The sequence below is a fragment of the Modestobacter sp. VKM Ac-2983 genome (assembly GCF_026967885.1).
Taxonomy (GTDB): Bacteria; Actinomycetota; Actinomycetes; order Mycobacteriales; family Geodermatophilaceae; genus Modestobacter.
This window is the reverse complement of record NZ_JAPVBK010000001.1, coordinates 300994-321908: the sequence shown is the minus strand read 5'-3', so window position 1 is coordinate 321908 and position 20915 is coordinate 300994. Positions and strand designations below refer to the sequence as shown.

Sequence of the window (20915 nt, the reverse complement as noted above, 5' to 3'; positions counted from 1 at the left end):
CAGCCAGAGCACAACTGTGCGGCGAGGTCATGCCAGGTCCAGGCCGGTGAGCGCCGACAGCTCGGCGAGCGCGGCGGCGGGGTCGACGACCTTGATCGTGTGCATGCCCAGCGCGCGGGCCGGCTTCAGGTTGATGCCGAGGTCGTCCAGGTAGGCGCAGTCGGACGGCGCGAGCTCCCGGCCGACCGCCTTCGACAGGCGCTGCACCGCGAGGGGGTAGATCGCCGGCTCGGGCTTGCGCACCCCCTCGACCGACGACTCGACGACGGCGTCGAACAGCCCCAGCAGCTCGCCCAGCCGGCCGGTGCGCTGCATCGGGGCGACGTTGTTCGACAGCAGCGCCAGCGGCAGCCCCGCCGCCCGCAGCCGCCGCACCGCCGTGACCATCGCCGGGCGCAGCTCCCCCGCCAGCGCGGCGAGCACCCGGCCGGCGTCCAGCTGGTGCCCCGCGGCGGCGGCCTCGGCCTCGAAGGCCCGCCGGAACCCCTGCTCGTCGAGCTCCCGGCGCTCGTAGCGGGCCCAGGCGTTGGTGTCCGGGTCGGTGCTGTTCAGGCCGACGATGAACCCGGCGGGCAGCTCCGCCTCCTGTTCGTAGGCAGCGAAGGCGGTCAGCGGGCTCTCGGTGAGCACGCCGCCCAGGTCGAAGACGACGGCACGGACGTGGCCGAGGTCCCGTGCGGTCACGACGCCGCGACCGCACGGAGCTCGTCGGCGAAGCCCAGCCGTTCGGCGATCACCAACACCACCTCGTCGGCCCACAGCTCGTCGGAGTCCAGCAGCCGGCTCAGCTCCTCGGCCGGGAGGCCGGCGTCGGCCAGGACGTCGAGGTCACCGCCGGGCCGGCCCTGCTCGTCGGCATCGAAGGCGTCGTCGATCGTGGTGCCGGTCTCGACCGGTATGCCGTAGCGCTCCACCACCTCGGCCGCGAGCAGGTGCTCCTGGAAGGTCGCGTCGGAGATCAGCGCCCGGACCATGCCGCCCGGTCCGTGCCGCAGCACGACGAAGTAGAGACGGCTGTCGACGACGAGGACGAGCGGGCCCGGCCAGCCGGCGGTGCCCGGTTCGCCGAGGGCCCGTTCCAGGGCCGGCAGCTCGTCGTCGGCATCAGCGGCGAGGAGCTCGCACTGCCAGCGGCCGGCGGCCGAGCTGACCCGGACGGCGAAGCTCTCCTGCAGCGAGGTGCCGGAGTCGGATGGGAGGGCCATAGCCTGTAGATCATGGCCGACGCCCTCCCCGACGACAGCGCGCCGGTCGAGGTCACCGCCGTCGCCCCCGCGCTGTTCGCCGCCCTCGCCGCCGATCCGCTCGCCGCCCACCTGGGCATCGAGCTGGAGGAGGTCCGGCCCGGCTACGCCCGCGCATCGATGACCGTGGGCCCGAGCCTGCTCAACGCGGTCGGCACCGCCCACGGCGGTGCCACGATGGCGCTGCTGGACGTGGTGCACGCCGCGGTGAGCAACAGCCACGGCACGATCGCCGTCGCCCAGGACGTGCACACCGAGTTCCTCTCCGCCGGCCGGTCCGGCGACCACCTGGTCGCCGAGGGGGTCGAGCTGCACCGGACCGGCCGCACCGCCGTCTACCGGATCGACGCGGCCACCGTGGACGGCCGGCCGGTCGCCACCGCCCTGGCCCGGGTCTTCCGGCTGGGCACGCCGTGGGAGACCGGCGAGGCGGCGCCGTGACCGGCTCCTTCCCCGTCCCGACGATGCCGGCACCGCCGGTGTCCGTGGTCGGCCTCGGGCAGCTGGGCGGCTCCCTGGCCGCGGCGCTCGTCGCGGCCGGCCGGCCGGTCTCCGGCTGGGACGTCGACCCGGCCGCCCGGCAGGCGGCGGAGGACACCGGCGTGACGATCCGCCAGGAGCTGACCGGTGTGGTCGTGCTCGCCGTCCCGCTCCCGGCGATGGGCACGGCGCTCACCGGGCTGCGGATCGACCCCGGGGCGACGGTCACCGACCTCGGCTCGGTGAAGGCGCCGGTGCTGGCCGAGCTGGGTGCCGCCCACGGGGACCGGTACGTCGGCGGGCACCCGATGTGCGGCACGGAACGCTCCGGGCCCGCCGCCGTCGACCCCACGCTGTTCACCGGCGCCCGGTGGGCGCTGTGCCTGGAGGCGGACACCGACCTGCGGCGCTGGCTGCGGGTCGCCGAGATCGCGCTGGCCGTCGGCGCCGAGGTGGTCCCGGTGACCGCCGCGGAGCACGACGACGCGGTCGCGGCCATCAGCGCTGTCCCGCACCTGCTGGCCGCGGCGGTGGCCGCCGCCGCCGGGCAGGCCGGCCCGCTCGCCCTCTCCCTGGCGGCCGGCAGCTTCCGGGACGCCACCCGGGTGATCGCCAGCGACCCGGCGTTCGTGACCGCACTGGTGACCGGCAACGCCGGGCCGACGGCTGCGGCGCTGGACCGGATCCGGGCCCAGCTGGGCCGCCCCTGGCCGGAGCTGGTCGCCGACGGGCACTCGGTGCGGGTCGCCGACGCCGGGCGCCGGACGGTCCGGGTCCCGCTGGACCGGGCCGCGCTGCTCGCGCTGGGCCGGGCCGGAGGGGCGGTCACCCGGCGGCTGGCGGCGTTCGTCGAGGGCTGGGTGCCGGATCGGCCGTGATCCGCACGCGTGGGAGACGCCCGGACCGGGCAAGGTGACCGCCATGGACGACAAGGACATCCGCAGCCGGATCGAGGCGCTGGTCGAGGAGGAGCACACGCTCCGCAATGCCAGCGAGCATACCGACGAGCAGCGCGCCCGCCTGCGGCAGATCGAGGAGGACCGCGACCAGCTGTGGGACCTCCTGCGCCAGCGGGACGCCAAGCGGCAGTACGGCGAGGACCCCGACGAGGCCCAGCCACGCCCGGAACCGCAGGTCGAGAACTACCTCCAATAGCGGTGGCCCCCGGCCCGTCAGCGGTGGTGGTCGGCCCCCAGCAGGGCCAGCTGCCAGAGCAGCCGGGACCGGGGGTCGGCCACCGAGCGGCCGGTGACCTGCTCGATCCGGCGCAGCCGGTGCATGACCGTGTTGCGGTGGCAGTACAGCTGGTCGGCGGCCCGGGTCGGTGACCCGTCGGAGGCCAGCACCGCGGTCAGCGTGTCCAGCAGCACGTCGCGTTCGTCGGGGGGCAGGTCGAGCAGCCGGCCCAGCGACTGCTCCACGAGCCGGCGGGTGATCTCCGGTGAGCTGCTGAGCAGCGCCTCGGGCAACCGGTCGTCGATCGTGACCACCCGCGGCTGGCCCGCGGGCAGCGTGCGTGCCGCGGTGTCGGCGAGCCGCCAGGCGGAGGCGACCGCCGAGGCACCGTCCACCACGGCCGAGACGCCCACCGGGCCGGCGGCCAGCTCCGCCAGCCAGGTCACCACGTCGCCGACCTGGCGGGTGCCCAGGGCCACGACCCCGACCTGGGCACCGGAGCGCCAGCCCCACACCGACCGGACACCCCGCTTCAGCAGCCGGGCGCCGGGGTCCGCGAGGTTCGGCCCCCCCGACTCGTCCGGGGGCGCGACGGCACACACCAGCCGGCCGTCCAGCGGCAGGGCCAGCAGCTCCGAGGCCGTCCGGACGAACACCGGGTCTCCCCCGCGGCCACCCAGCAGCCCGTCCAGCACCTGCTGCCGGGCCTGGTCGTCGATGCCGGCCAGGCGGCGCTCCTCGGTCCGGTACGCCTCGGCCAGCGCTGCGCACTGCACGTCGTTGACGTGCCAGACCGACCCCGCCACCTCGAGCAGGACGTCGCTGTCGCCGGGGGCCTCGGCGGCCCGGGCCGTGGCCCGCAACGCCTCCCAGGTGACCTGCCCGCCCAGCCGGTAGGCGCGCAGCACCGTCTCCAGCGGCACGCCCTGGATCGCCCGGCGGCGGCCGACCTCGCGGGCCGCGGCCAGCGCTGCGCGCCCGCCGTCGTCGGCGTCGCCCATCAGGGTGCGCACCGCGCGCTCCAGGTTCGTCCGGCCGGACTCGAACAGCTCGGCCCGGACGACGGGCCCCTGCTCGGTGTACGCACCCTCGGTGCGCTCCAGGATGCTGATCATCCGGGAGGTCATCTCGTCGAGCTGACCGAGCAACGGCGGGGCGAGCTGGGCCAGCCGCGCGGAGACCTCGGGTCGGAACGGTTGCACCCCGCCCCCCTTCTGTGACACACGGCACACTGCACAAGCAACCGGAGTGATCGCTGTGCTCCGCGCCCATTGTGACGGCACTCACCGCACCGCACCCTCGGGTGGTCGGATCATCCGGCACTCGTTCGCCGCGCCATGCCCGGCGGACGGGGCACCCGAGGCAAAGGAGCCGTGGGCCCGTTGGCGCAGCCGACCCCGACTGCAGGCAGCACTGCGATCGACCGCACGGCTGCCCCGGACACCGACCGCGCCCCTTCCGCCAGCCTGGAGATGACCGGCATCACCGTCGCCTTCGGCGGCGTGGTCGCGCTCTCCGAGGTCTCGCTGGTGGTCGAGCCCGGCCAGGTGCACGGGCTCATCGGCCCGAACGGCGCGGGCAAGACGACGCTGTTCAACGTCGCCTGCGGGATCGTGCGCCCCACGGCCGGTGAGATGACCTGGCGTGGAGCGCCACTCCGCCGGCTGAAGCCGCACCAGCTGGCCGGCCTGGGCATCGCCCGAACCCTGCAGGGCGTGGGCCTCTTCCCCGGCATGACCGTGCTGGAGAACGTCATGATCGGCGCCCACCGGCACGCCCGCGCCGGCTTCGGCTCCGCCCTGCTCGCCCTGCCGCGCTCGGACCGTGACGAGCGGGAGCTGCGCGCCCGCGCCATGACCGCACTGAGCGACCTGGGTGCCCAGCAGCACGCCGGCCGCTACCCCGGCGGGCTGCCCTACCCGGTGCAGAAGCGGGTCGCACTGGCCCGCGCCCTGGTCTCCGCACCGGACCTGCTGCTGCTCGACGAGCCCGCCAGCGGTCTCGCCGAGGACGAGATGCACGAGCTCGGCGAGCTCATCCGCACGCTCTCCGGCCGGATGAGCGTGCTCCTGGTGGAGCACCACATGGACCTGGTCATGCGGGTCTGCGACCGGATCACCGTCCTGGACTCCGGGCGGCAGATCGCTGCCGGCACCCCGGCCGAGGTGCAGGCCGACCCCGCCGTCACCGAGGCCTACCTCGGCGACGAGGTGACCGCCGAGGAGGACGCGGCCGGCACGACCCCCACCGACGGAGGGCGGCACCATGCCTGACACCCGCGCGCACGGCAGCACCGCGGTCGCGACCGGCGGGGACACCGCCACCGCCCCCGCCCTGCTGCAGATCGAGGACCTCAGCTCCTCCTACGGGGCGGTCCGGGCACTGGACGGGGTCTCGCTGACCGCCGACGCCGGCCGGATCACCGCCGTCCTCGGTGCCAACGGCGCCGGCAAGACCACCCTGCTGCGCACCGTCAGCGGGCTGGTCCGGGCCACCTCGGGGCGGGTCACCCTCGCCGGGGAGGACATCACCACCGCCTCCGTCGAGTCGATGGTCGGCCGGGGCATGGCCCACGTGCCGGAGGGGCGCGGCGTGATCGCCGAGCTCACCGTGCACGAGAACCTGCGGGTCGGGGCGCTGTTCCGCGGCAAGGTCGAGAAGAGCGAGTACGACCGCATCTACGACCTGTTCCCCCGGATCGCCGAGCGCCGCGACCAGCCGGCGCACGTCCTCTCCGGTGGTGAGCGCCAGATGCTCGTGATCGGGCGGGCGCTGCTGGCCCAACCGCGGATCCTGCTGCTCGACGAGCCGTCGCTGGGCCTGGCCCCCCGGATCGTGGCGCAGATCTTCGGCCTGCTCCGCCGGCTGGTCGACAGCGAGGGGCTGTCGGTCCTGCTGGTCGAGCAGAACGCCCGGAGCGCGCTGTCGGTGGCCGACGTCGGCGTCGTCCTCAACCTCGGCCGGGTGGTCGTCACCGACTCCGCCCGCACCCTGATGGCCGACGAGGACCTCCGGCACGCCTACCTGGGCTTCTGACCCACCCTCCCCGAGTCCTCTCCGCACCGCCAGGAAGGCACCTCCTCCGTGCAGTACTTCGTGAACGTCACCCTCACCGGGCTGACCGAGGGAATGGTCTACTCGGCCTTCGCCCTCGCCCTGGTGCTGATCTGGCGGTCCACCCGGATCGTGAACTTCGCGCAGGGCTCGATGGCGGCGGCGACGACGTTCATCGCCCTCGCGCTGATCCAGGCCGGGCAGTCCTACTGGGTGGCGCTGATCGTCGCCCTGCTCTCCGGGCTGCTGCTGGGGGCCATCATCGAGCGGGTCGTCATCCGGCCCGTCGAAGGCGGGCCGGAGCTCAACGCGGTCATCGTGACCCTGGGCCTCTTCGTGGCCATCCAGGCCGCGATCGCGATCGTCTTCGGCTCGGCGTTCCAGTCCTTCCCGACCCCGTTCGGCCTGGAGGGCTTCCAGGTCGGCGACAACCGGATCGCCCTCACCCCGAACAGCGTCTGGGTGATCGCGGCGGTGCTGGTCACCATGGCGCTGCTGGTGGTGCTCTTCCGGTTCACCCGGATCGGCCTGGCCATGCGCGCCTCGGCGTTCGGTCAGGAGGTCGCCCGACTGCTCGGCGTGCGGGTCGGCCGGATGCTCACCCTCGGCTGGGCGCTGGCCGCCGTCGTCGGGTCGCTGGCCGGGCTGCTCATCGCCGGCGGGGAGTTCGTCTACCCCGCCTACATGGACAGCTTGATCGTCTTCGGCTTCGTCGCCGCCGTGCTCGGTGGCCTGGACTCCCCCATCGGCGCCATCGTCGGCGGGCTGATCCTGGGCCTGGCCCTCAGCTACGTCAGCGGCTACGTCGAGCGGGGCAGCGCCCTGGTCAACGTCGCCGCCCTGGTCATCCTCATGGTCGTGCTGCTCGTGCGGCCCGGTGGCCTCTTCGCCAGCAGCACGGCCCGGAGGGCATGACGATGAGCGACCTGCAGAGCCCCACGAACACGACCGCCGAGGGCACCAGGGCCGGCGGCAAGGCCGCCGAGGAGGCCCCCACCGAGGCGACCGCCGGAGCCGACCAGCCCACCGCCACCCGGCGGCGCAGCCTCCTCCCCTCCTCGACGCTGCTGCGGCACCTGCTGGTGCTGCTGCTCGCGGCCGTGGGCGCGGTGGTGCTGCTGGAGATCACCGACCCGTTCACCAACTCCCAGCTGGCCACGCTGACCTACTACGCCATCGCGGCCGGCGGGCTGACCGTGCTGACCGGGATGAACGGCCAGATCTCGCTGGGCCACGGCGCCCTGATGGCAGTGGGCGCGTACACCACCGCGCTGTTCCTCTCCGCCGACGAGCCGCTGCCGCTGCCGCTGATCCTGCTGGCCGCGATCGTGACGGCCACCGCCGTCGGCGCCCTGGTCGGGGTGGCGGCGGCCCGGCTGCACGGCCCCTACCTGGCCGGCGCCACGCTCGCCCTGGCCGTCGGCCTGCCCGGCCTGGCGATCTACTTCCACGACGTCCTCGGCGGCGAGCAGGGCATGCGGGTGCGGGCCCCCCGAGCCCCGGAGGCGTTCGAGTCCTTCATCAGCGCCGTCTCGGGCAACTCGGCGACCAACACCAAGTGGCTGGCCTACCTCGGCGCCATCTGCCTGCTGATCACCTACTTCCTGCTGGCCAACCTGATCCGCAGCCGGATCGGCCGCACCTGGCGGGCGGTGCGCGACCAGGAGGTCGCCGCCGAGCTCGCCGGGATCAACCTCGGCGCGTGGCGAGTGCTCGCCTTCGTGGTGAGCGCAGCGGCCGCCGGGCTGGCCGGCGGCGTGCTGGCCCTCGTCGTCCGGCTGGCCGCCCCCAGCGGCTTCACGCTGGTCCTCTCCCTGGCCCTGCTGACGGCGATCGTGATCGGCGGGCTGGGCAGCCTGCTCGGCGCGCTGCTCGGCTCGGCGCTGCTGGTCTTCCTGCCCCCCTTCGTCACCGACCTGGGTGCCGGCTGGGGCCTGGACAACACCGAGGCCGCCCAGCTGGCCCCGTTCGTCTACGGCGTGGTGCTCATCGTGGCGATGATCTTCGCCCCCGCCGGCTTCGTCGGCACCCTCCGCATGCGCTGGCTCACCCGCCAGGCGAAGCGGTCGGCCGCCCAGCCGAGCAGGGGGTGAGGACGACCAGACCGAACCGCCGATCCCGGCCCCACGACCCCCCACACACCCCCGGGCAACGAAGCCCGGGCAGCACCAGAGGAGAACCGTTGTCCAGATCCTCTCGACGTCTCATGACCGTCATCGCCGCAGCCACCGCCGCCTCCACCCTCGCCGCCTGCGGCGGGAGCGATGACGGCGGCGGGGACGGCGGCGGTGGCGGTGGCGGTGGCGACGCCAGCGCCAACGAGGCCTCCGACATCGGCATCACCGAGGACTCGATCAAGCTCGGCGCCCACTTCCCCCTCACCGGGGTGGCCGCGCCCGGCTACAGCGAGATCCCGACCGGTGCGCAGGCGTACTTCGACTGCCTCAACAACGAGGGCGGGGTGAACGGCCGGACGATCGAGTACATCTACCGGGACGACGCCTACAACCCGACGAACACCAGCCAGGTGGTCAACCAGCTGGTCCTCGAGGACGAGGTCTTCGCCATCGTCGGCGGCCTCGGCACCCCCACGCACAGCGCCGTCCTGGACTTCCTGAACAGCGAGGGCGTGCCCGACCTGTTCGTCTCCTCCGGTTCGCTGCTGTGGGGCGAGGACCCGCAGACCAACCCGTACACGTTCGGCTGGCAGACCGACTACATGAGCGAGGGCAAGATCATCGGTGAGTACATCGCCGAGAACTTCCCGGACGCGAAGGTCGGGCTCTTCCTCCAGGACGACGACTTCGGCGAGGACGGCGAGGCCGGCATCCGGGAGTACATCGACGACCAGATCGTGGCCGCCGAGCGCTACACGCCGGGCAACACCAACGTCGGTCCGCAGATCGCCGCCCTCCAGGCAGCCGGAGCCGACTTCGTCGTCGGCTTCAACGTGCCCAGCTACACCGCGCTGTCCCAGCTCACCGCCCTGCAGCTGGGCTACGACCCGCAGTGGTTCTACTCCAACGTGGGGTCGGACCCGACGCTGGTCGGCTCCCTGCTGAACAACTTCTCGCAGGGCCAGGTGAGCGACGCCAGCCTGCTCGACGGTGCACTGACCACCGACTACCTGCCGACGGTCGACGAGCCGGACAACCCGTGGGTGCAGGAGTTCCAGCGGATCTGGGACGAGTGCGGCGGTGACGGTGAGCTGACCAACTACCGGATCTACGGCATGTCGCAGGCCTACACCACGGTCCAGGCCCTGCAGGCGGCCGGCCAGAACCCGACGCGTGACGGCCTGATCGAGGCCATCGAGACCGCCGGCGGCGACTGGGAGGGGCCGGTGCTCGCACCGTTCCGCTACTCCGAGGACAGCCACATGGGCACCGCCGGCATGTCGATCAGCCGGATCACCGGTGACACCACCGAGCAGGTCGAGCCGGTGCAGCTGACCGACATCGGCGACGCCCCGATCGAGGACTTCGACGGTGAGCCGGCCGAGGTCCCGGAGAACGGCATCCCGAACGAGGAGTCGGTGATGGACTGATCGAGGACCCCGTCCGGCGGACGGGTCCTCACCGACGGGCCGTCGGTCTCCCCCACGGGAGGCCGGCGGCCCGTCGGCCGTCCGGCACCAGGATGCTTCGGCGGCGAAGTGTCGCCGAGTTGATCTCCGGGTAGGGGCGCGGGGACCCGCCGGGCACGGCGTGGGCTCGGCAGAACAGGAGCGGCAGATGGCGGTGCAGGGAGCGGTGCGGAGCACGCGGGACATCCGCCGGGCGGTGGTGACCGGCGGTGCCGGGTTCCTGGGCTCGCACCTGTGCGAGCAGCTGCTCGACCGAGGCGTCGAGGTGGTCTGCCTGGACAACTTCCTGACCGGCTCCCCGCAGAACGTGCTGCACCTGATGGAGCACCCCGGCTTCCGGCTGGTCCGCTGCGACGTCACCGACTACGTGCACGTGCCGGGGCCGGTCGACCTGGTGCTGCACTTCGCCTCACCGGCCAGCCCGCTGGACTACCTGAAGATGCCGATCGAGACCCTCAAGGTCGGCAGCCTGGGCACGCTGCACACGCTGGGCCTGGCCAAGGAGAAGGGCGCCCGGTACCTGCTGGCCTCCACGTCGGAGGTCTACGGCGACCCCCTCCAGCACCCCCAGCGCGAGGACTACTGGGGCAACGTCAACCCGGTGGGCCCGCGCGGGGTCTACGACGAGGCCAAGCGGTTCAGCGAGGCGCTCACCACCGCCTACCGCACCTCCCAGGGCATCGACACCGCGATCGTGCGGATCTTCAACACCTACGGTCCCCGGATGCGCGCCGACGACGGCCGGGCCATCCCCGCCTTCGTCGGCCAGGCGCTGTCCGGGCAGCCGCTGACCGTGGCCGGTGACGGCTCCCAGACCCGGTCCATCTGCTACGTGGACGACACGGTGCGCGGCATCCTGGCGCTGGCCCACAGCTCCGCCACCGGCCCGATGAACATCGGCAACCCCGACGAACTCTCGATGCTGGAGCTGGCCCGCTGGATCGTCCGGCTCACCGGGTCGGAGTCCGAGGTCGGTTTCATCGACCTCCCCGTGGACGACCCCAAGGTGCGCCGGCCGGACACCGCCCTGGCCGCCGAGGTGCTCGGCTGGCACCCCAGCGTGCCCTCCGAGGAGGGCCTCCGGCGCACGGTGGCGTGGTTCGCCGCCCAGCGCGGTGCCGCGGCCCAGGCCGGCTGAGCGACCCCGTCGGGCCCGCGACGGAGCGTGATCCACCGAACGCTGAGGGCTCGGACGCCGACCGTCGGTCGGCCGAAACTGGGTAGAGTGCCGGGACGACGCGATGCCCGCGTCGGCCCGCGGCGTCCGCAGGGCACCTGCACAGGACCAGAGACGACGGAGAACCCAGATGGGGCGGCACGCCCGTACTCCCGCCCGTTCCGGGACGGCCAGCCGACCAGCCCTGCTCACCGGGCTCGCGGTCGTGGTCGCCCTGGCGCTGATCGCCGGCGTCGCCTGGTGGGCCACCGGCCCGGACGCCGGGACGGCGGAGGCCGCCGGTTGCGACGAGCCCGAGACGGTCCGCGTGACCGTGGCCCCGGAGCTCGGCACGCTGGTCCGGGAGCTGCTGGCCGAGCCGTTGCCGCTCAGCGGCGACGCGTGCGCCGTGGCCGACGTCGAGGCCACCGAGCCGCTGCAGACGCTCGCCGCCCTGGGCTCCCTCGGCGCCGACGCACTCCCCCAGGTGTGGGTGCCCGACTCCTCGCTGTGGGCCGCCCGCGCCAGCAGCGCGGAGCTCGAGGTGGCCGGGTCGCTGGCCACCTCACCGCTGGTGCTGGCCACCAGCCGGGCTGCCGCCGACCAGCTGGGCTGGGCCAGCAACGCACCCAGCTGGGGCGAGGCCCTGACCACCGGTCGAGCGCTGGCCGTGCCCGACCTGGCCGCCAGCGCCGAGGGGCTGTCCGTGCTGGCCGCCGTCCGGCAGTCGCTCGGCGGCGGGGAGGAGGCCGACAACGCCGTGGTCGAGGCCGTGCTGGCCGCCGGGCGGGGCGACGTGCCCACCGTCGCGGACGCGCTGGCCACCGGCACGGAGAACGCGGCCGACGCACCGCTGGTGCCGGTCAGCGAGCAGGAGGTGCTGGCCGCCAACCGCGCCGCCGGCTCCGACTCCCTCGTCGCGATCTACCCGAGCGAGGGCTCCCCGTCCCTGGACTACCCGGTGCTGCGACTGCCCTCAGCCGAGGAGGACTCCGCGGCCGTGGACGCCGTGGTCGACGCGCTGACCGCCGCCTCGGCCGGCGAGCAGGCCCGGGCGGCCGGCTTCCGCGACGCCGCCGGCACCGCTCCCGAGGGCGCCGGCCCCGGCACCGGTGTGCAGGAGCAGGCCCCGGAGCCGCTGGAGCTGGACGCCGCCGCGGTCCAGGCCCTGCTCGGCCGGCTGTCCAGCCTGGCCACCCCGTCCCGGCTGCTGACCGTCATCGACGTCTCCACCTCCATGAACGCCCCGGCCGGCGACGGCACCCGCGCCACGCTCGCCCGGGACGCCACCAAGAGCGCGCTCACCCTGCTGCCGGACTCCTACTCCGGCGGCGTCTGGGGCTTCGCCTACCAGCTCGACGGTGAGCGTGACTGGGTCGAGCTGGCCCCGCTGCGCACCCTCGGCGCCGACGTCGGCGGCCAGACGCACCGGGAGCTGGTCGACGAGCAGCTCGACACGCTGCCGAGCCTGCTCGCCCCCGGCGGCACCGGGCTGTACGACACGACCCTCGCCGCCGTCCGCGCCGCCCGGGAGGCCTACGACCCGGACGCGGTGAACAGCGTCGTGCTGATCACCGACGGGACGGACGACGACGACGCGGCGGCCATCGAGCTGCCCGCCCTGCTGGACACCCTGCGCGCCGAGGCCGACCCGCAGCGGCCGGTGAAGGTCATCGGGATCGCGCTCGGCCCCGACGCCGACCTCGAGGCGCTGGAGCAGATCGGCGAGGCGACCGGCGGTGCGGCCTACCAGGCGCTGGACCCCGAGGACCTGCAGGGCGTGTTGTTCGACGCCATCCGCCGCCGCGGCTGAAGAAGACCCCGGCCTCCTCGGAACGGGGTCGGGGCTCAGGTGCGGGCGAGGAGGGCGTCGACGGCTGCGGTGACCTCGTCGACGGTGATCCGGGCGAGGGCGGGGTCCAGCCTCGTCCCCCAGGGGTCGCCCGTGCCGTCGCCGTGCCAGCAGACGACGTGCTGCGCGCGGGGCGGCGGCCCCCACAGCGCCGGTGACACCGGGCCGAAGAGCACCACGGACGGACGGCGGTAGGCGGTCGCCAGGTGGGCCACCCCGGTGTCCCCGCAGACCACCACCCGGGCGGCGGCGACCACGGCGGCGAGCTCCAGGGACGTCGTCCGGCCGGCCAGCACGGCCTCCGGGCCCAGGCCGGCCTGCGCGGCCACGGCGAGGGCCAGCTCCCGCTCGGCCGGGCCGCCGGTGATCGCGACCTCGAGCCCCGCGGCAGCCAGGTGCCGGGCGACGGCGGCGAACCGCGCTGCCGGCCAGCGCCGGCCCGGGAACGCCGCTCCCGGGTGCACGAGCGCGACGTCGCGCACCGGCGGATCGACGTCCGGGACGGCGAGGTCCAGGGCGTCCGGGTCGCAGTCGGCGCCCAGCCCCTCGGAGACCAGCCGGCACCAGCGGCGCACCTCGTGCTCGTCGGCGTGCCAGGTGGGCCCGGGGTAGCCGGGGCTGTCGAAGGTGAGCAGCCGCTGCGGGCGCAGACCGGCCACGACGACGTGCGAGGCCGGGCCCTTGCCGTGCAGGTCGACGGCGAGCTCCGGCGGCGGGCCGGCCCAGTCCAGCGGCTCCAGCTCGACGGCCGGGACCACCTCGTCGACGGCGTCGATCAGCGCGGCCAGCGGCTCCAGCGCCCGGGTGGTGGCCAGCACCAGCCGGTGGTCGGGCACCGCGGCCCGGATGCCCCGGATCGCCGGCACCCCGGTGAGCAGGTCCCCCAGCCCCAGCGGCCGCAGCACGACCGCCGTCTCCCGGCCGTCCTCCCCACCACCAAAATGGCCATTCTGGTGGGCTGCGGGGGCGGTCACCAGACGCGGGAGCGCTCGACCAGGGCGGTGGTCGAGTGGCCGTCCAGGTAGGGCAGGACGACGGCCTGCCCTCCCCACGTCTGCAGCACCGCGGCCTCCGGGAGGTCCGCGCCGGCGTAGTCACCGCCCTTGGCCCAGACGTCCGGGCGCACGTGCTCGAGCACCTGCGCCGGGGTGTCCTCGTCGAAGACGACGACGGCGTCCACGAACTCCAGCGCCTCCAGCACCCGCGCCCGGTCGGCGGCGGTGACCAGCGGGCGCGTCGGGCCCTTGAGCCGGCGCACCGAGTCGTCGGAGTTGATGCAGACCACCAGGCAGTCGCCGAGCCCGCGGGCGGCCTGCAGCGTGGCGACGTGCCCGGCGTGCAGCAGGTCGAAGCAGCCCCCGGTCGCCACGACGGTGCCGCCGGCCGCGCGCACCCGGTCCAGCACCGCCGCCAGCCGGGGCGCCGGGCCGGGCGCGTCGGTGTCGGGGGCGGGGTCCGCGACGGCCGGTTCCGCGTCCCAGGCGGTCGCCCCGCCGCGGGCGACGAACGTCCCGGCTGCGGCCACCGCGGCGGTGACCGCCTCACCGGTGACCGCGCCACCGGCCAGGGCCACGGTGACCGCGGCGGCGAAGGCGTCACCGGCGCCGCACGGGTCCCCGCCGGTGACCGGGGTGGCGGGGACGACCATCGGCGCGCCCTCACCGTAGGAGAGCAGGGCGCCGCGGGCACCGAGGGTGATCGCGACGGCGCCGACCCCCCAGTGCGCGATGAGCGCCTGCGCCCGGGCGCCGACCGCGGCGAGCCCCTCGCCGGTCACGTCCAGACCGGCCGCCCGGGCCGCCTCGGCGCCATTGGGGGTGACGAGCCGGGCCGAGGGCACCGGCTCCGCGCCGCGGGGGTGCGGGTCCCAGACCACCGGGCCCGAGGCGGCGGAGAGCGCGGCCCGCACGTCGGGGGCCGACGTCGTGCCGCGGCCGTAGTCGGCGACCAGCACGGCGGCGGCGTCCCCGATCGCCGTCGCGGCGGCGGCCGGCAGCGCGCCGAAGGTGGCGACCGCTCCCCCGCTGTCCAGCCGGGCGACGGAGTGGTCACCGACCCGGATCCGCTGCTTGACCGGGGTGGTGCTGCTGGCCGGGATCTCGATCAGCCGGACCCGGCCGTCGAGCAGGGCCCGCAGCCGGGCGGCGCCCTCGTCGTCGGCGAGCGGGGTGATCAGCACGACCTCCCGGCCACCGGCGGACCGCGCGGCCAGCACGGCGGCCAACGCGGCCCCGCCCGGGCGTTCGCGGGTCTCGACGTCCTCGACCACCGGCACCGGGGCGTCGGGGGTCAGCCGGGACGCCGTCCCGACCAGGTCGACGTCCAGCAGGGCGTCACCGACCACGACGATCGGCCGGGAGGGCGCGCGGGTCACGAGACCACCTCGACGTGGTTGCGGGTGGAGATCCGGGGTGAGTCGGCGAGCACGGCGGCGTCGAAGGCGGCGCACAGCAGGTGCAGCGCGACGAGGTGGCACTCCTGCACCGTCGCCGTCCACGGCGAGTCGACGGCGACCGTCTCGTCGGCGACGGCGGCCAGCGGGTTGGGCGCGGGCCCGGTCATCGCCAGCACGGTGATCCCGCACTCGCGGGCCCGGCGTGCCGCGGCGACTGCATTGGGGCTGCGGCCGCTGGTCGACAGCAGCACCAGCACGTCGCCGTCCCGGCCGTGTGCCTCGACCTGCCGGGCGAACAGCTCGTCGGCCGGGTAGTCGTTGGCGATCGCCGTCAGCGACGAGGTCTCCGCGGTCAGGCAGATCGCGGAGAACGGCGGGCGGTCGGCGCGGTAGCGGCCGACCAGCTCGGCGGTGAGGTGCTGTGCCTGCGCCGCGCTGCCGCCGTTCCCAGCGGCCAGCAGCCGGCCGCGGGACGGCCCGGTCAGCACGTCGGCGAGCAACCGGCCCCAGCGGTCCAGCGTCTCGACCTGCTCGTCGAGGCCGCGCAGCGCGGTGCTGAGCGAGGCGACGTGGTCGCGCCCGGTGAGGTGCGTGCACGTGTCGGGCGAGACGACCTCGCGGTCGGTGGAGGGGGCGGTGCTCATGGCGGTCCTTCCAGCGCGGGGGTTCATCGGGCGGCCTCCACCGGGGTCCGGGCCGAGACCACCTGCCGGTACACGGCGTCGGTGTCGGCGACGACCCGGGACCAGCGGTAGCGGGTCCGGGCCCGGGTGACCCCGGCGGCGCCGTAGGCGACCCGCCGCTCGTCGTCGGCGAGCAGGGCGGCCAGCGCCCGCCCGAGGGCCTCGGGGTCACGGGGTGGGACGAGGTCGCCGGTCACGCCGTCGGCAACGGTGTCGACCAGCCCGCCGACGGCGGTGGCCACGACCGGCCGGCCGCAGGCCATCGCCTCCAGCGGGGTGATGCCGAAGGGCTCGTACCAGGGCACCGCCAGGACGACGTCGGCCGAGCGGATCCAGCCGGGCACGTCGGCCCGGGACACCGCGCCGGTGAAGACCAGCCGGTCGGCGACGCCCAGGTCGGCGGCGATCGCCCGCAGCCGGCCGACCTCCGGGTCGGTGTCGAGCTCGTCGGTCGGCGGGCCGCCCACGACGACCAGCTCCGCGTCGGGGACCGCGGTGAGCGCCCGGACGGCGTCCTCCTGGCCCTTGCGCTCGACCAGCCGACCCAGCACGAGCAGCCGCGGGCGGCCGGCGTGCGGGGCGACCGGGCCGCGCGGGGTGAAGACGTCGGTGTCCACCCCGCACGGCACGATCGACACCCGGTCGCTGGAGAGCCCGAGCCGGCGCAGCTCGAACACTTCGTCGCTGCAGGTGGCGACCACGTGGTCGACGTCGGCGCACAGCCCGCGTTCCAGGTCGATCCGCTGCTCGGGGGAGGTGTCGGCGTCGCCCTGGTGCCGGCGCTTGACCGAGCCGAGGGCGTGGAAGGTCTGCAGCACCGGGATGCCCAGGCCCGAAGCGGCCTGCACCGAGGCGAGGCCGCTCATCCAGAAGTGCGCGTGCACGACGTCGGGCCGGGTCTGCGACCACTCGGCGCGCAGCACGTCGGCGAAGGTGGCCATGTGCTGGAGCAGCTCGTCCTTGGGCACGACCCGGGCCGGCCCGGCGGCGACGTGCGCGACGTCGTAGCCGTCGGCCGTCGTCACCCGGTCGGGCAGCCCGGCGTCGTCCCGGCGGGTGTGCACGGTGACCTGGTGCCCGCGCTGGGCCAGGCCGGCGGCGAGCGCCGCCACGTGCACGTTCTGCCCACCGGCGTCGACGCCGCCGATCGCGGCCAGCGGCGAGGCGTGCTCGCTCACCAGGTCGATCCTCATCGGGTCACCTCGCTCAGCAGCGTGTCCCAGTCGGCCAGGAACCGGTCCAACCCGTACCGCTCCAGCGCCGCGGCGCGGGCGGCCTTGCCGGCCAGCCGGGCGGCGTCCGGCTCGGCGACGAAGTGCCGGACCCCCTCGGCCAGCCGCTCGGGCCGGGTGGAGAGCACCCCGGCGTCGGCCGGCACCGCCTCGACGGCCTCGGTGGTGGCCAGCCCGACGACCGGCATGCCCAGGTGCATCGCCTCCAGCAGGGACAGCCCCAGGGAGGTCCAGCGCACCGGGTGCACGTAGACCCGGCGGCGGGCGAGCTCGTCGTGCATGGCGGCCTGCGGCGGGTCGTCGAACAGGCCCACCCGGTCGGGGTCCAGCCCGTAGCGCTCGTGCAGCCCGGCCAGCCCCATCCCGAACACGTCCAGCGGCGCCGCCGCGGACAGCAGGGGCAGCAGGTCGCCGCCGGTGTACCGGCCGCGGCGGACCGGCTCGTTGACCACCACGCCGGCGCGGGCCAGCTCGCCGGTGTACCGCTCGCCCGGGTCGACGATGCCGTGCTCGATGACGGTCGTCGGGGCGCTGCCGTTGTCGTAGAAGAGCTGGTTGAAGTGGGTCACGTGGGCGATCGGGATCTCGCGCTGGTCGGCCAGCGGGTGCCGGGTGTTCGGCACCGCACCGTCGGGGGCGTTGTGCTCGAGGAAGACGGCCGGGAGGTCGCGCCCGGGCTCGCGACCGAGCCACTCCCGGACCAGCTCGAGGTCGCGGGTGCGCTGCAGCACGACGACGTCGACGTCCTCGTCGCGCAGCTGGTCGGGGGTGACCTCGCGGGCCGACGCCGGCCACTCCCAGGTGCGGGCGCGGCCGAGACCGTCGGGGCCGCGATCGGGGGTCACGGGGAGCAGGTAGTCGTGGGCGCCCTGGACGAACGACGTCGTCCAGGAGCCGTGCACGTGCCAGAGCAGGACGTTCATGGGGCGACCACCTTGTCGACGGCGGCGACGACGTCGGCTGGGCTCACCGACGTCAGACAGGGATGACCGGGCACCGGGCACTCGCGGGCCCGGGTGTCGCGGCAGGGGGCGGACTGGTCGCCGAGCAGCACGGTGGGCACGCCGTAGGGCGCCCACCGCACGGCCGGCACGACCGGGGAGAAGAGGGAGACGACGGGTGTGCCGACGGCGGCGGCCAGGTGCGCCGGGCCCGTGTTGCCGACGACGACGGCGGCCGCACCGTCGAGCAGCGCGGCCATCTCGGCCAGCGTGGTGGCCCCGCCGAGGTCGGTGCCGCGCCGGCCGGCGACGGCCGCGGTGAGTGCCCGCTCCCCCGGCCCGCCGGTGACCAGCACCCGCCAGCCGGCGTCGGTGAGCGCCTCGACCGCCTCCGCGCAGCGTTCGGCCGGCCAGGCCCGCGCGGGCACCGAGGCGCCGGGGTGCAGGACGACGTAGCCCGGCTCCCGGCCGGTCGCCGGCAGCGGACGGCGGACGGCGAGCAGCCCGTCGTCCCCGGCCGGCAGCTCGAAGCCGGCGGCGCGGGCCAGCGAGAGGGCCCGCTCCGGCTCCGGCAGGTCGTCGTCCACCCGGTGCCGGACGTCGAGCAGCGAACCGGGGTAGTCGACGCTGATCGCGGAGATCCGCCGCACCCCGGCCGTGCGCAGCACCAGGGCGAGCGGCAGCGGCGACTGGTGGAAGCTCGTGCTCACCACGGCCTCGTCGACGCCGAGGGCGCGGACCCGGTCGGCAAGAGCGGCGATGTCCTCGGCGTCCACGGGCTGCGGCGAGCCGTCGATCCACGGGCAGTGCCAGGTCAGCACCTCGTCCACGCCGGGCAGCAGTTCGGCCGCCGCCGTGCCCTGCGGGCTGGCCAGGAAGACCACCCGGTCGGCGTCGGCGGCCACGGCCCGCACCAGCGGGCCCTGCAGCAGCACGTCGCCGGCGTTGTCCAGCCGGGCGACCAGGACGGTGCCCGTCACCAGGCGCCTGCCAGCACGTCCTCGACCGCGTCGACCAGGGTGGGCGCCCGGTGTGCCGCGGCGGTGACCTCGGCGGGGCGGGTGACCGTTGTCGGCACCAGGATCGCCGCGGCGCCGGCCGCGGTGGCGGCCTCGACATCGGCACCGATGTCACCGATGACCACGACGCGGGAGGGGTCGACGTCGAGCTCGGCGCACGCGGCCTTGACCATGCCGGGAGCCGGCTTGCGGCAGTCGCAGCCGTCCTCGGGTGCGTGCGGGCACACCTGGACGGTGTCGAAGGGGCCGAGCAGCTCGGCGACGCGGGCGTTGACCGCATCGGCCTGCGCCCGGGTGATCAGCCCCCGGCCCACCCCGGACTGGTTGGTGACCAGACCGGTCCGGACGCCCCGCGCACGGAGCGCGTCCAGCACCTCGCGGGCGCCGTCGACCGGGCGCACCTCGGCCGGGTCGCCGTTGTAGGGCACATCGTGCACCAGCGTGCCGTCGCGGTCGAAGAGCACCAGGTCGGGCAGGCCGCGCCACGGCGTCACCGTGCGGTGCTGCACCGCGCCGCGCAGGAAGTGCCAGCTGGCCAGCGGCGGGATCAGCGCGCTGGTGGCGAGCATGGTGGTGACCTCGGCGCGGTCCCGCGGCCCGGGGGCGATCCGCGCCCAGGCGAACTCGGCGGTGCCGGCGGCCCAGCCCAGGGCCGCGAGCGCCGCGGCGCGCGGCCGTCCCGCAGCGGCCAGGCCGAGGGCGGCCATCGCCGTCGCCGTGACGGCGAGGTGGCGGGGACGGCGGCCGACGGCGGCGTCCGCGCGCGCTCGCCAGGTCGGCCCGTGCAGCCGGCGCATGAGGACGTCGTCGGCGTTGCCGGCCTGCACCCGGGCGGACACCCAGCGGTCGGTCGGCCGGACCGGGTGCGTGATCCACCGCTCGCCGCGGGTCAGCGCCGACCCGGTGTCCATCACCCGCAGCGCCAGGTCGGAGTCCTCCCGGAAGGCCCGGGGGAAGCGCTCGTCGAACCCGCCGACCGCGGCCAGTGCGGACCGGCGGTAGGCCAGGTCGGCGGTGATCCAGCTGCTGGTGGCCAGCCCGGCGGTGCCGCGCTCCCAGTCGGTGGGCCGGCGGTCGGTCGGCAGCGGGACCCGCACCCGGCCCTGGGTGCCGGCCGCGTCGGCGGGCAGGGCAGCGAGGTCGTCGGCGAGCCGGGCGTACCAGTCGTGGTCGGGGACGACGTCGTCGTCCAGGAAGGCGATCCACTCGGTGCGCGCGGTGCGCCAGCCCAGGTTGCGAGCCACCGCCGGCCCGCCGCCGCCGGTGCGCACCACCCGGACCGGGGGCAGTCCGGGGCGCTCCGGGTGCAGCGGTTCACCGCTGGGCCGGTCGTCGACCAGCACGATCTCCGCCGGACGTGGGCCGGTGGCATCGGCCAGGGCGTCGAGGAGGACGCCCAGCGACGGCCGTCCGATCGTCGGCACGACGACCGTGCAGTTGCAGAGGGCACCGGACATGCCCGGAATCGTGCCCGGAAGATCGTCTCCGAAACACTACGGGCTTGAAGTTGTCCGGGCGTACACCGCAGCCGGGCCGGACCGGCGGGCAGTGGACGGCGGGTCCCCCTTCAGCGCGGCCGGCGGGTGGCGGAGGACACCCGGGCGAGCGCATCGGTGACCACGGCGGCGTCGTCACCGAGCATCGTCAGCAGGTGGGCCACCAGGTCGTCGTGGGTGGACATGGCCGCGCGGACGCGGTCCCGGCCGGTGTCGGTCAGCCGGGCGTGCAGCAGCCGCCGGTCGCCGTCCAGCCGCTCGCGGGTGACCAGCCCGTCCTCGACGAGTCGGTTGACGGTGCTGGTGATCCCCGGCCGGGAGAGGCCGACCGCCTCGGCCAGGTCGCCCATCGAGGCGTGCTCCGCCGGGGACTCGGCCACCCGGCGCAGCACCTCGAAGCCGGTGAGCGACAACCCGTGCTGCCGGTGCAGCGCCGAGTCGACCCGTCGGGTGATCCGGTCGTGCACCTGGACGATCCGCAGCCAGGTCTCCGGCGCGCTCGGTCCGGCGGCGGCCAGGCCCCGCACGTCCCGGGGCACCCCCCGGGGTGGTGCGCCGTCGTGCAGCCGGTCCGCGGGCTGGTCCATCGGTGGCTCCACGT

The 20915-nt window shown here is 75.3% G+C and carries 21 protein-coding genes; 10 read left to right on the top strand and 11 right to left on the bottom strand.

Features of this window, described 5'->3' with window-relative positions; translation table 11 throughout:
• Nucleotides 1-27: 27 nt before the first annotated feature.
• Nucleotides 28-684, bottom strand: a complete 657-nt coding sequence (locus O2W18_RS01450; RefSeq protein ID WP_269185808.1) for an HAD-IA family hydrolase — start codon at nucleotides 682-684, stop codon at nucleotides 28-30.
• Complete coding sequence (locus O2W18_RS01445; protein WP_269185807.1) at nucleotides 681-1205, bottom strand: tRNA adenosine deaminase-associated protein; 525 nt, start codon at nucleotides 1203-1205, stop codon at nucleotides 681-683. The genes O2W18_RS01450 and O2W18_RS01445 overlap by 4 nt, the downstream gene beginning before the upstream one ends.
• 12 nt (nucleotides 1206-1217) lie before the next feature.
• On the opposite strand from O2W18_RS01445, the gene O2W18_RS01440 reads away from it, so the two are divergent.
• The 3 genes from O2W18_RS01440 to O2W18_RS01430 are packed head-to-tail and all read left to right on the top strand — an operon-like array spanning nucleotide 1218 to nucleotide 2879.
• Complete coding sequence (locus O2W18_RS01440) at nucleotides 1218-1685, top strand: PaaI family thioesterase (RefSeq protein ID WP_269185806.1); 468 nt, start codon at nucleotides 1218-1220, stop codon at nucleotides 1683-1685.
• Nucleotides 1682-2602 (top strand): prephenate dehydrogenase, encoded by a 921-nt coding sequence (locus tag O2W18_RS01435; protein WP_269185805.1) that lies wholly within the window; start codon nucleotides 1682-1684, stop codon nucleotides 2600-2602. Before O2W18_RS01440 ends, O2W18_RS01435 begins: the two co-directional genes overlap by 4 nt.
• A gap of 43 nt (nucleotides 2603-2645) precedes the next feature.
• Entirely contained in the window at nucleotides 2646-2879 is a 234-nt protein-coding gene (locus O2W18_RS01430; protein ID WP_269172354.1) for a DUF2630 family protein, read from the top strand.
• A 17-nt stretch (nucleotides 2880-2896) separates the two neighbouring features.
• On the opposite strand, the gene O2W18_RS01425 is transcribed toward O2W18_RS01430, so the two are convergent.
• Entirely contained in the window at nucleotides 2897-4102 is a 1206-nt protein-coding gene (locus O2W18_RS01425; RefSeq protein ID WP_269185804.1) for a PucR family transcriptional regulator, read from the bottom strand.
• Between the two features lie 171 nt (nucleotides 4103-4273).
• Here O2W18_RS01425 and O2W18_RS01420 point away from each other — a divergent pair, with 171 nt between their 5' ends.
• The 7 genes from O2W18_RS01420 to O2W18_RS01390 all read left to right on the top strand — a co-directional run bounded on the left by O2W18_RS01420 (nucleotide 4274) and on the right by O2W18_RS01390 (nucleotide 12509).
• Nucleotides 4274-5173, top strand: a complete 900-nt coding sequence (locus tag O2W18_RS01420; RefSeq protein WP_269185803.1) for an ABC transporter ATP-binding protein — start codon at nucleotides 4274-4276, stop codon at nucleotides 5171-5173.
• Nucleotides 5166-5936, top strand: a complete 771-nt coding sequence (locus O2W18_RS01415; RefSeq protein WP_269185802.1) for an ABC transporter ATP-binding protein — start codon at nucleotides 5166-5168, stop codon at nucleotides 5934-5936. Before O2W18_RS01420 ends, O2W18_RS01415 begins: the two co-directional genes overlap by 8 nt.
• Before the next feature lie 48 nt (nucleotides 5937-5984).
• Entirely contained in the window at nucleotides 5985-6869 is an 885-nt protein-coding gene (locus tag O2W18_RS01410; protein WP_269159602.1) for a branched-chain amino acid ABC transporter permease, read from the top strand.
• Nucleotides 6870-6871: 2 nt separating this feature from the next.
• Nucleotides 6872-8047 (top strand): branched-chain amino acid ABC transporter permease, encoded by a 1176-nt coding sequence (locus O2W18_RS01405; protein ID WP_269185801.1) that lies wholly within the window; start codon nucleotides 6872-6874, stop codon nucleotides 8045-8047.
• A 113-nt stretch (nucleotides 8048-8160) separates the two neighbouring features.
• Nucleotides 8161-9501, top strand: coding sequence for an ABC transporter substrate-binding protein (locus tag O2W18_RS01400; protein WP_269185800.1), 1341 nt, complete (start codon nucleotides 8161-8163; stop codon nucleotides 9499-9501).
• A 187-nt stretch (nucleotides 9502-9688) separates the two neighbouring features.
• Nucleotides 9689-10678: a UDP-glucuronic acid decarboxylase family protein gene (locus tag O2W18_RS01395; RefSeq protein WP_269185799.1), complete on the top strand. Its 990-nt coding sequence runs from the start codon at nucleotides 9689-9691 to the stop codon at nucleotides 10676-10678.
• A 169-nt stretch (nucleotides 10679-10847) separates the two neighbouring features.
• A complete protein-coding gene (locus O2W18_RS01390) occupies nucleotides 10848-12509 on the top strand; it encodes a VWA domain-containing protein (protein ID WP_269185798.1) in 1662 nt (553 codons plus the stop codon).
• Between the two features lie 35 nt (nucleotides 12510-12544).
• Here O2W18_RS01390 and O2W18_RS01385 read toward each other — a convergent pair whose 3' ends face one another.
• The 8 genes from O2W18_RS01385 to O2W18_RS01350 all read right to left on the bottom strand — a co-directional run bounded on the left by O2W18_RS01385 (nucleotide 12545) and on the right by O2W18_RS01350 (nucleotide 20901).
• Nucleotides 12545-13522 carry a glycosyltransferase family 9 protein gene (locus O2W18_RS01385; protein ID WP_269185797.1) on the bottom strand — a complete coding sequence of 326 codons (978 nt, stop codon included), beginning with the start codon at nucleotides 13520-13522 and terminating at the stop codon, nucleotides 12545-12547.
• Nucleotides 13519-14922 (bottom strand): D-glycero-beta-D-manno-heptose 1-phosphate adenylyltransferase, encoded by a 1404-nt coding sequence (gene rfaE2 / locus O2W18_RS01380; RefSeq protein WP_269185796.1) that lies wholly within the window; start codon nucleotides 14920-14922, stop codon nucleotides 13519-13521. The genes O2W18_RS01385 and rfaE2 overlap by 4 nt, the downstream gene beginning before the upstream one ends.
• Nucleotides 14919-15587 (bottom strand): D-sedoheptulose-7-phosphate isomerase, encoded by a 669-nt coding sequence (locus O2W18_RS01375; protein ID WP_269185795.1) that lies wholly within the window; start codon nucleotides 15585-15587, stop codon nucleotides 14919-14921. The genes rfaE2 and O2W18_RS01375 overlap by 4 nt, the downstream gene beginning before the upstream one ends.
• Nucleotides 15588-15610: 23 nt before the next feature.
• Entirely contained in the window at nucleotides 15611-16819 is a 1209-nt protein-coding gene (locus O2W18_RS01370) for a glycosyltransferase (protein WP_269185794.1), read from the bottom strand.
• Nucleotides 16816-17781, bottom strand: coding sequence for a glycosyltransferase (locus O2W18_RS01365; protein WP_269185793.1), 966 nt, complete (start codon nucleotides 17779-17781; stop codon nucleotides 16816-16818). Before O2W18_RS01365 ends, O2W18_RS01370 begins: the two co-directional genes overlap by 4 nt.
• Nucleotides 17778-18779: a glycosyltransferase family 9 protein gene (locus O2W18_RS01360; protein ID WP_269185792.1), complete on the bottom strand. Its 1002-nt coding sequence runs from the start codon at nucleotides 18777-18779 to the stop codon at nucleotides 17778-17780. The genes O2W18_RS01365 and O2W18_RS01360 overlap by 4 nt, the downstream gene beginning before the upstream one ends.
• Entirely contained in the window at nucleotides 18776-20275 is a 1500-nt protein-coding gene (locus O2W18_RS01355; protein ID WP_269185790.1) for an HAD-IIIA family hydrolase, read from the bottom strand. Before O2W18_RS01355 ends, O2W18_RS01360 begins: the two co-directional genes overlap by 4 nt.
• Nucleotides 20276-20385: 110 nt before the next feature.
• Complete coding sequence (locus O2W18_RS01350) at nucleotides 20386-20901, bottom strand: MarR family winged helix-turn-helix transcriptional regulator (RefSeq protein ID WP_269159590.1); 516 nt, start codon at nucleotides 20899-20901, stop codon at nucleotides 20386-20388.
• Nucleotides 20902-20915 lie beyond the last annotated feature (14 nt).

What these genes read in the sequence shown, in the direction of transcription:
- O2W18_RS01445 (WP_269185807.1), bottom strand. Translation starts at nt 1,205, where the DNA reads ATGGCCCTCCCATCCGACTCCGGCACCTCGCTGCAGGAGAGCTTCGCC.
- O2W18_RS01440 (WP_269185806.1), top strand. Translation starts at nt 1,218, where the DNA reads ATGGCCGACGCCCTCCCCGACGACAGCGCGCCGGTCGAGGTCACCGCC.
- O2W18_RS01430 (WP_269172354.1), top strand. Translation starts at nt 2,646, where the DNA reads ATGGACGACAAGGACATCCGCAGCCGGATCGAGGCGCTGGTCGAGGAG.
- O2W18_RS01415 (WP_269185802.1), top strand. Translation starts at nt 5,166, where the DNA reads ATGCCTGACACCCGCGCGCACGGCAGCACCGCGGTCGCGACCGGCGGG.
- O2W18_RS01405 (WP_269185801.1), top strand. Translation starts at nt 6,872, where the DNA reads ATGAGCGACCTGCAGAGCCCCACGAACACGACCGCCGAGGGCACCAGG.
- O2W18_RS01400 (WP_269185800.1), top strand. Translation starts at nt 8,161, where the DNA reads ATGACCGTCATCGCCGCAGCCACCGCCGCCTCCACCCTCGCCGCCTGC.
- O2W18_RS01395 (WP_269185799.1), top strand. Translation starts at nt 9,689, where the DNA reads ATGGCGGTGCAGGGAGCGGTGCGGAGCACGCGGGACATCCGCCGGGCG.
- O2W18_RS01390 (WP_269185798.1), top strand. Translation starts at nt 10,848, where the DNA reads ATGGGGCGGCACGCCCGTACTCCCGCCCGTTCCGGGACGGCCAGCCGA.
- O2W18_RS01375 (WP_269185795.1), bottom strand. Translation starts at nt 15,587, where the DNA reads ATGAGCACCGCCCCCTCCACCGACCGCGAGGTCGTCTCGCCCGACACG.
- O2W18_RS01370 (WP_269185794.1), bottom strand. Translation starts at nt 16,819, where the DNA reads ATGAGGATCGACCTGGTGAGCGAGCACGCCTCGCCGCTGGCCGCGATC.
- O2W18_RS01365 (WP_269185793.1), bottom strand. Translation starts at nt 17,781, where the DNA reads ATGAACGTCCTGCTCTGGCACGTGCACGGCTCCTGGACGACGTCGTTC.
- O2W18_RS01355 (WP_269185790.1), bottom strand. Translation starts at nt 20,275, where the DNA reads ATGTCCGGTGCCCTCTGCAACTGCACGGTCGTCGTGCCGACGATCGGA.
- O2W18_RS01350 (WP_269159590.1), bottom strand. Translation starts at nt 20,901, where the DNA reads ATGGACCAGCCCGCGGACCGGCTGCACGACGGCGCACCACCCCGGGGG.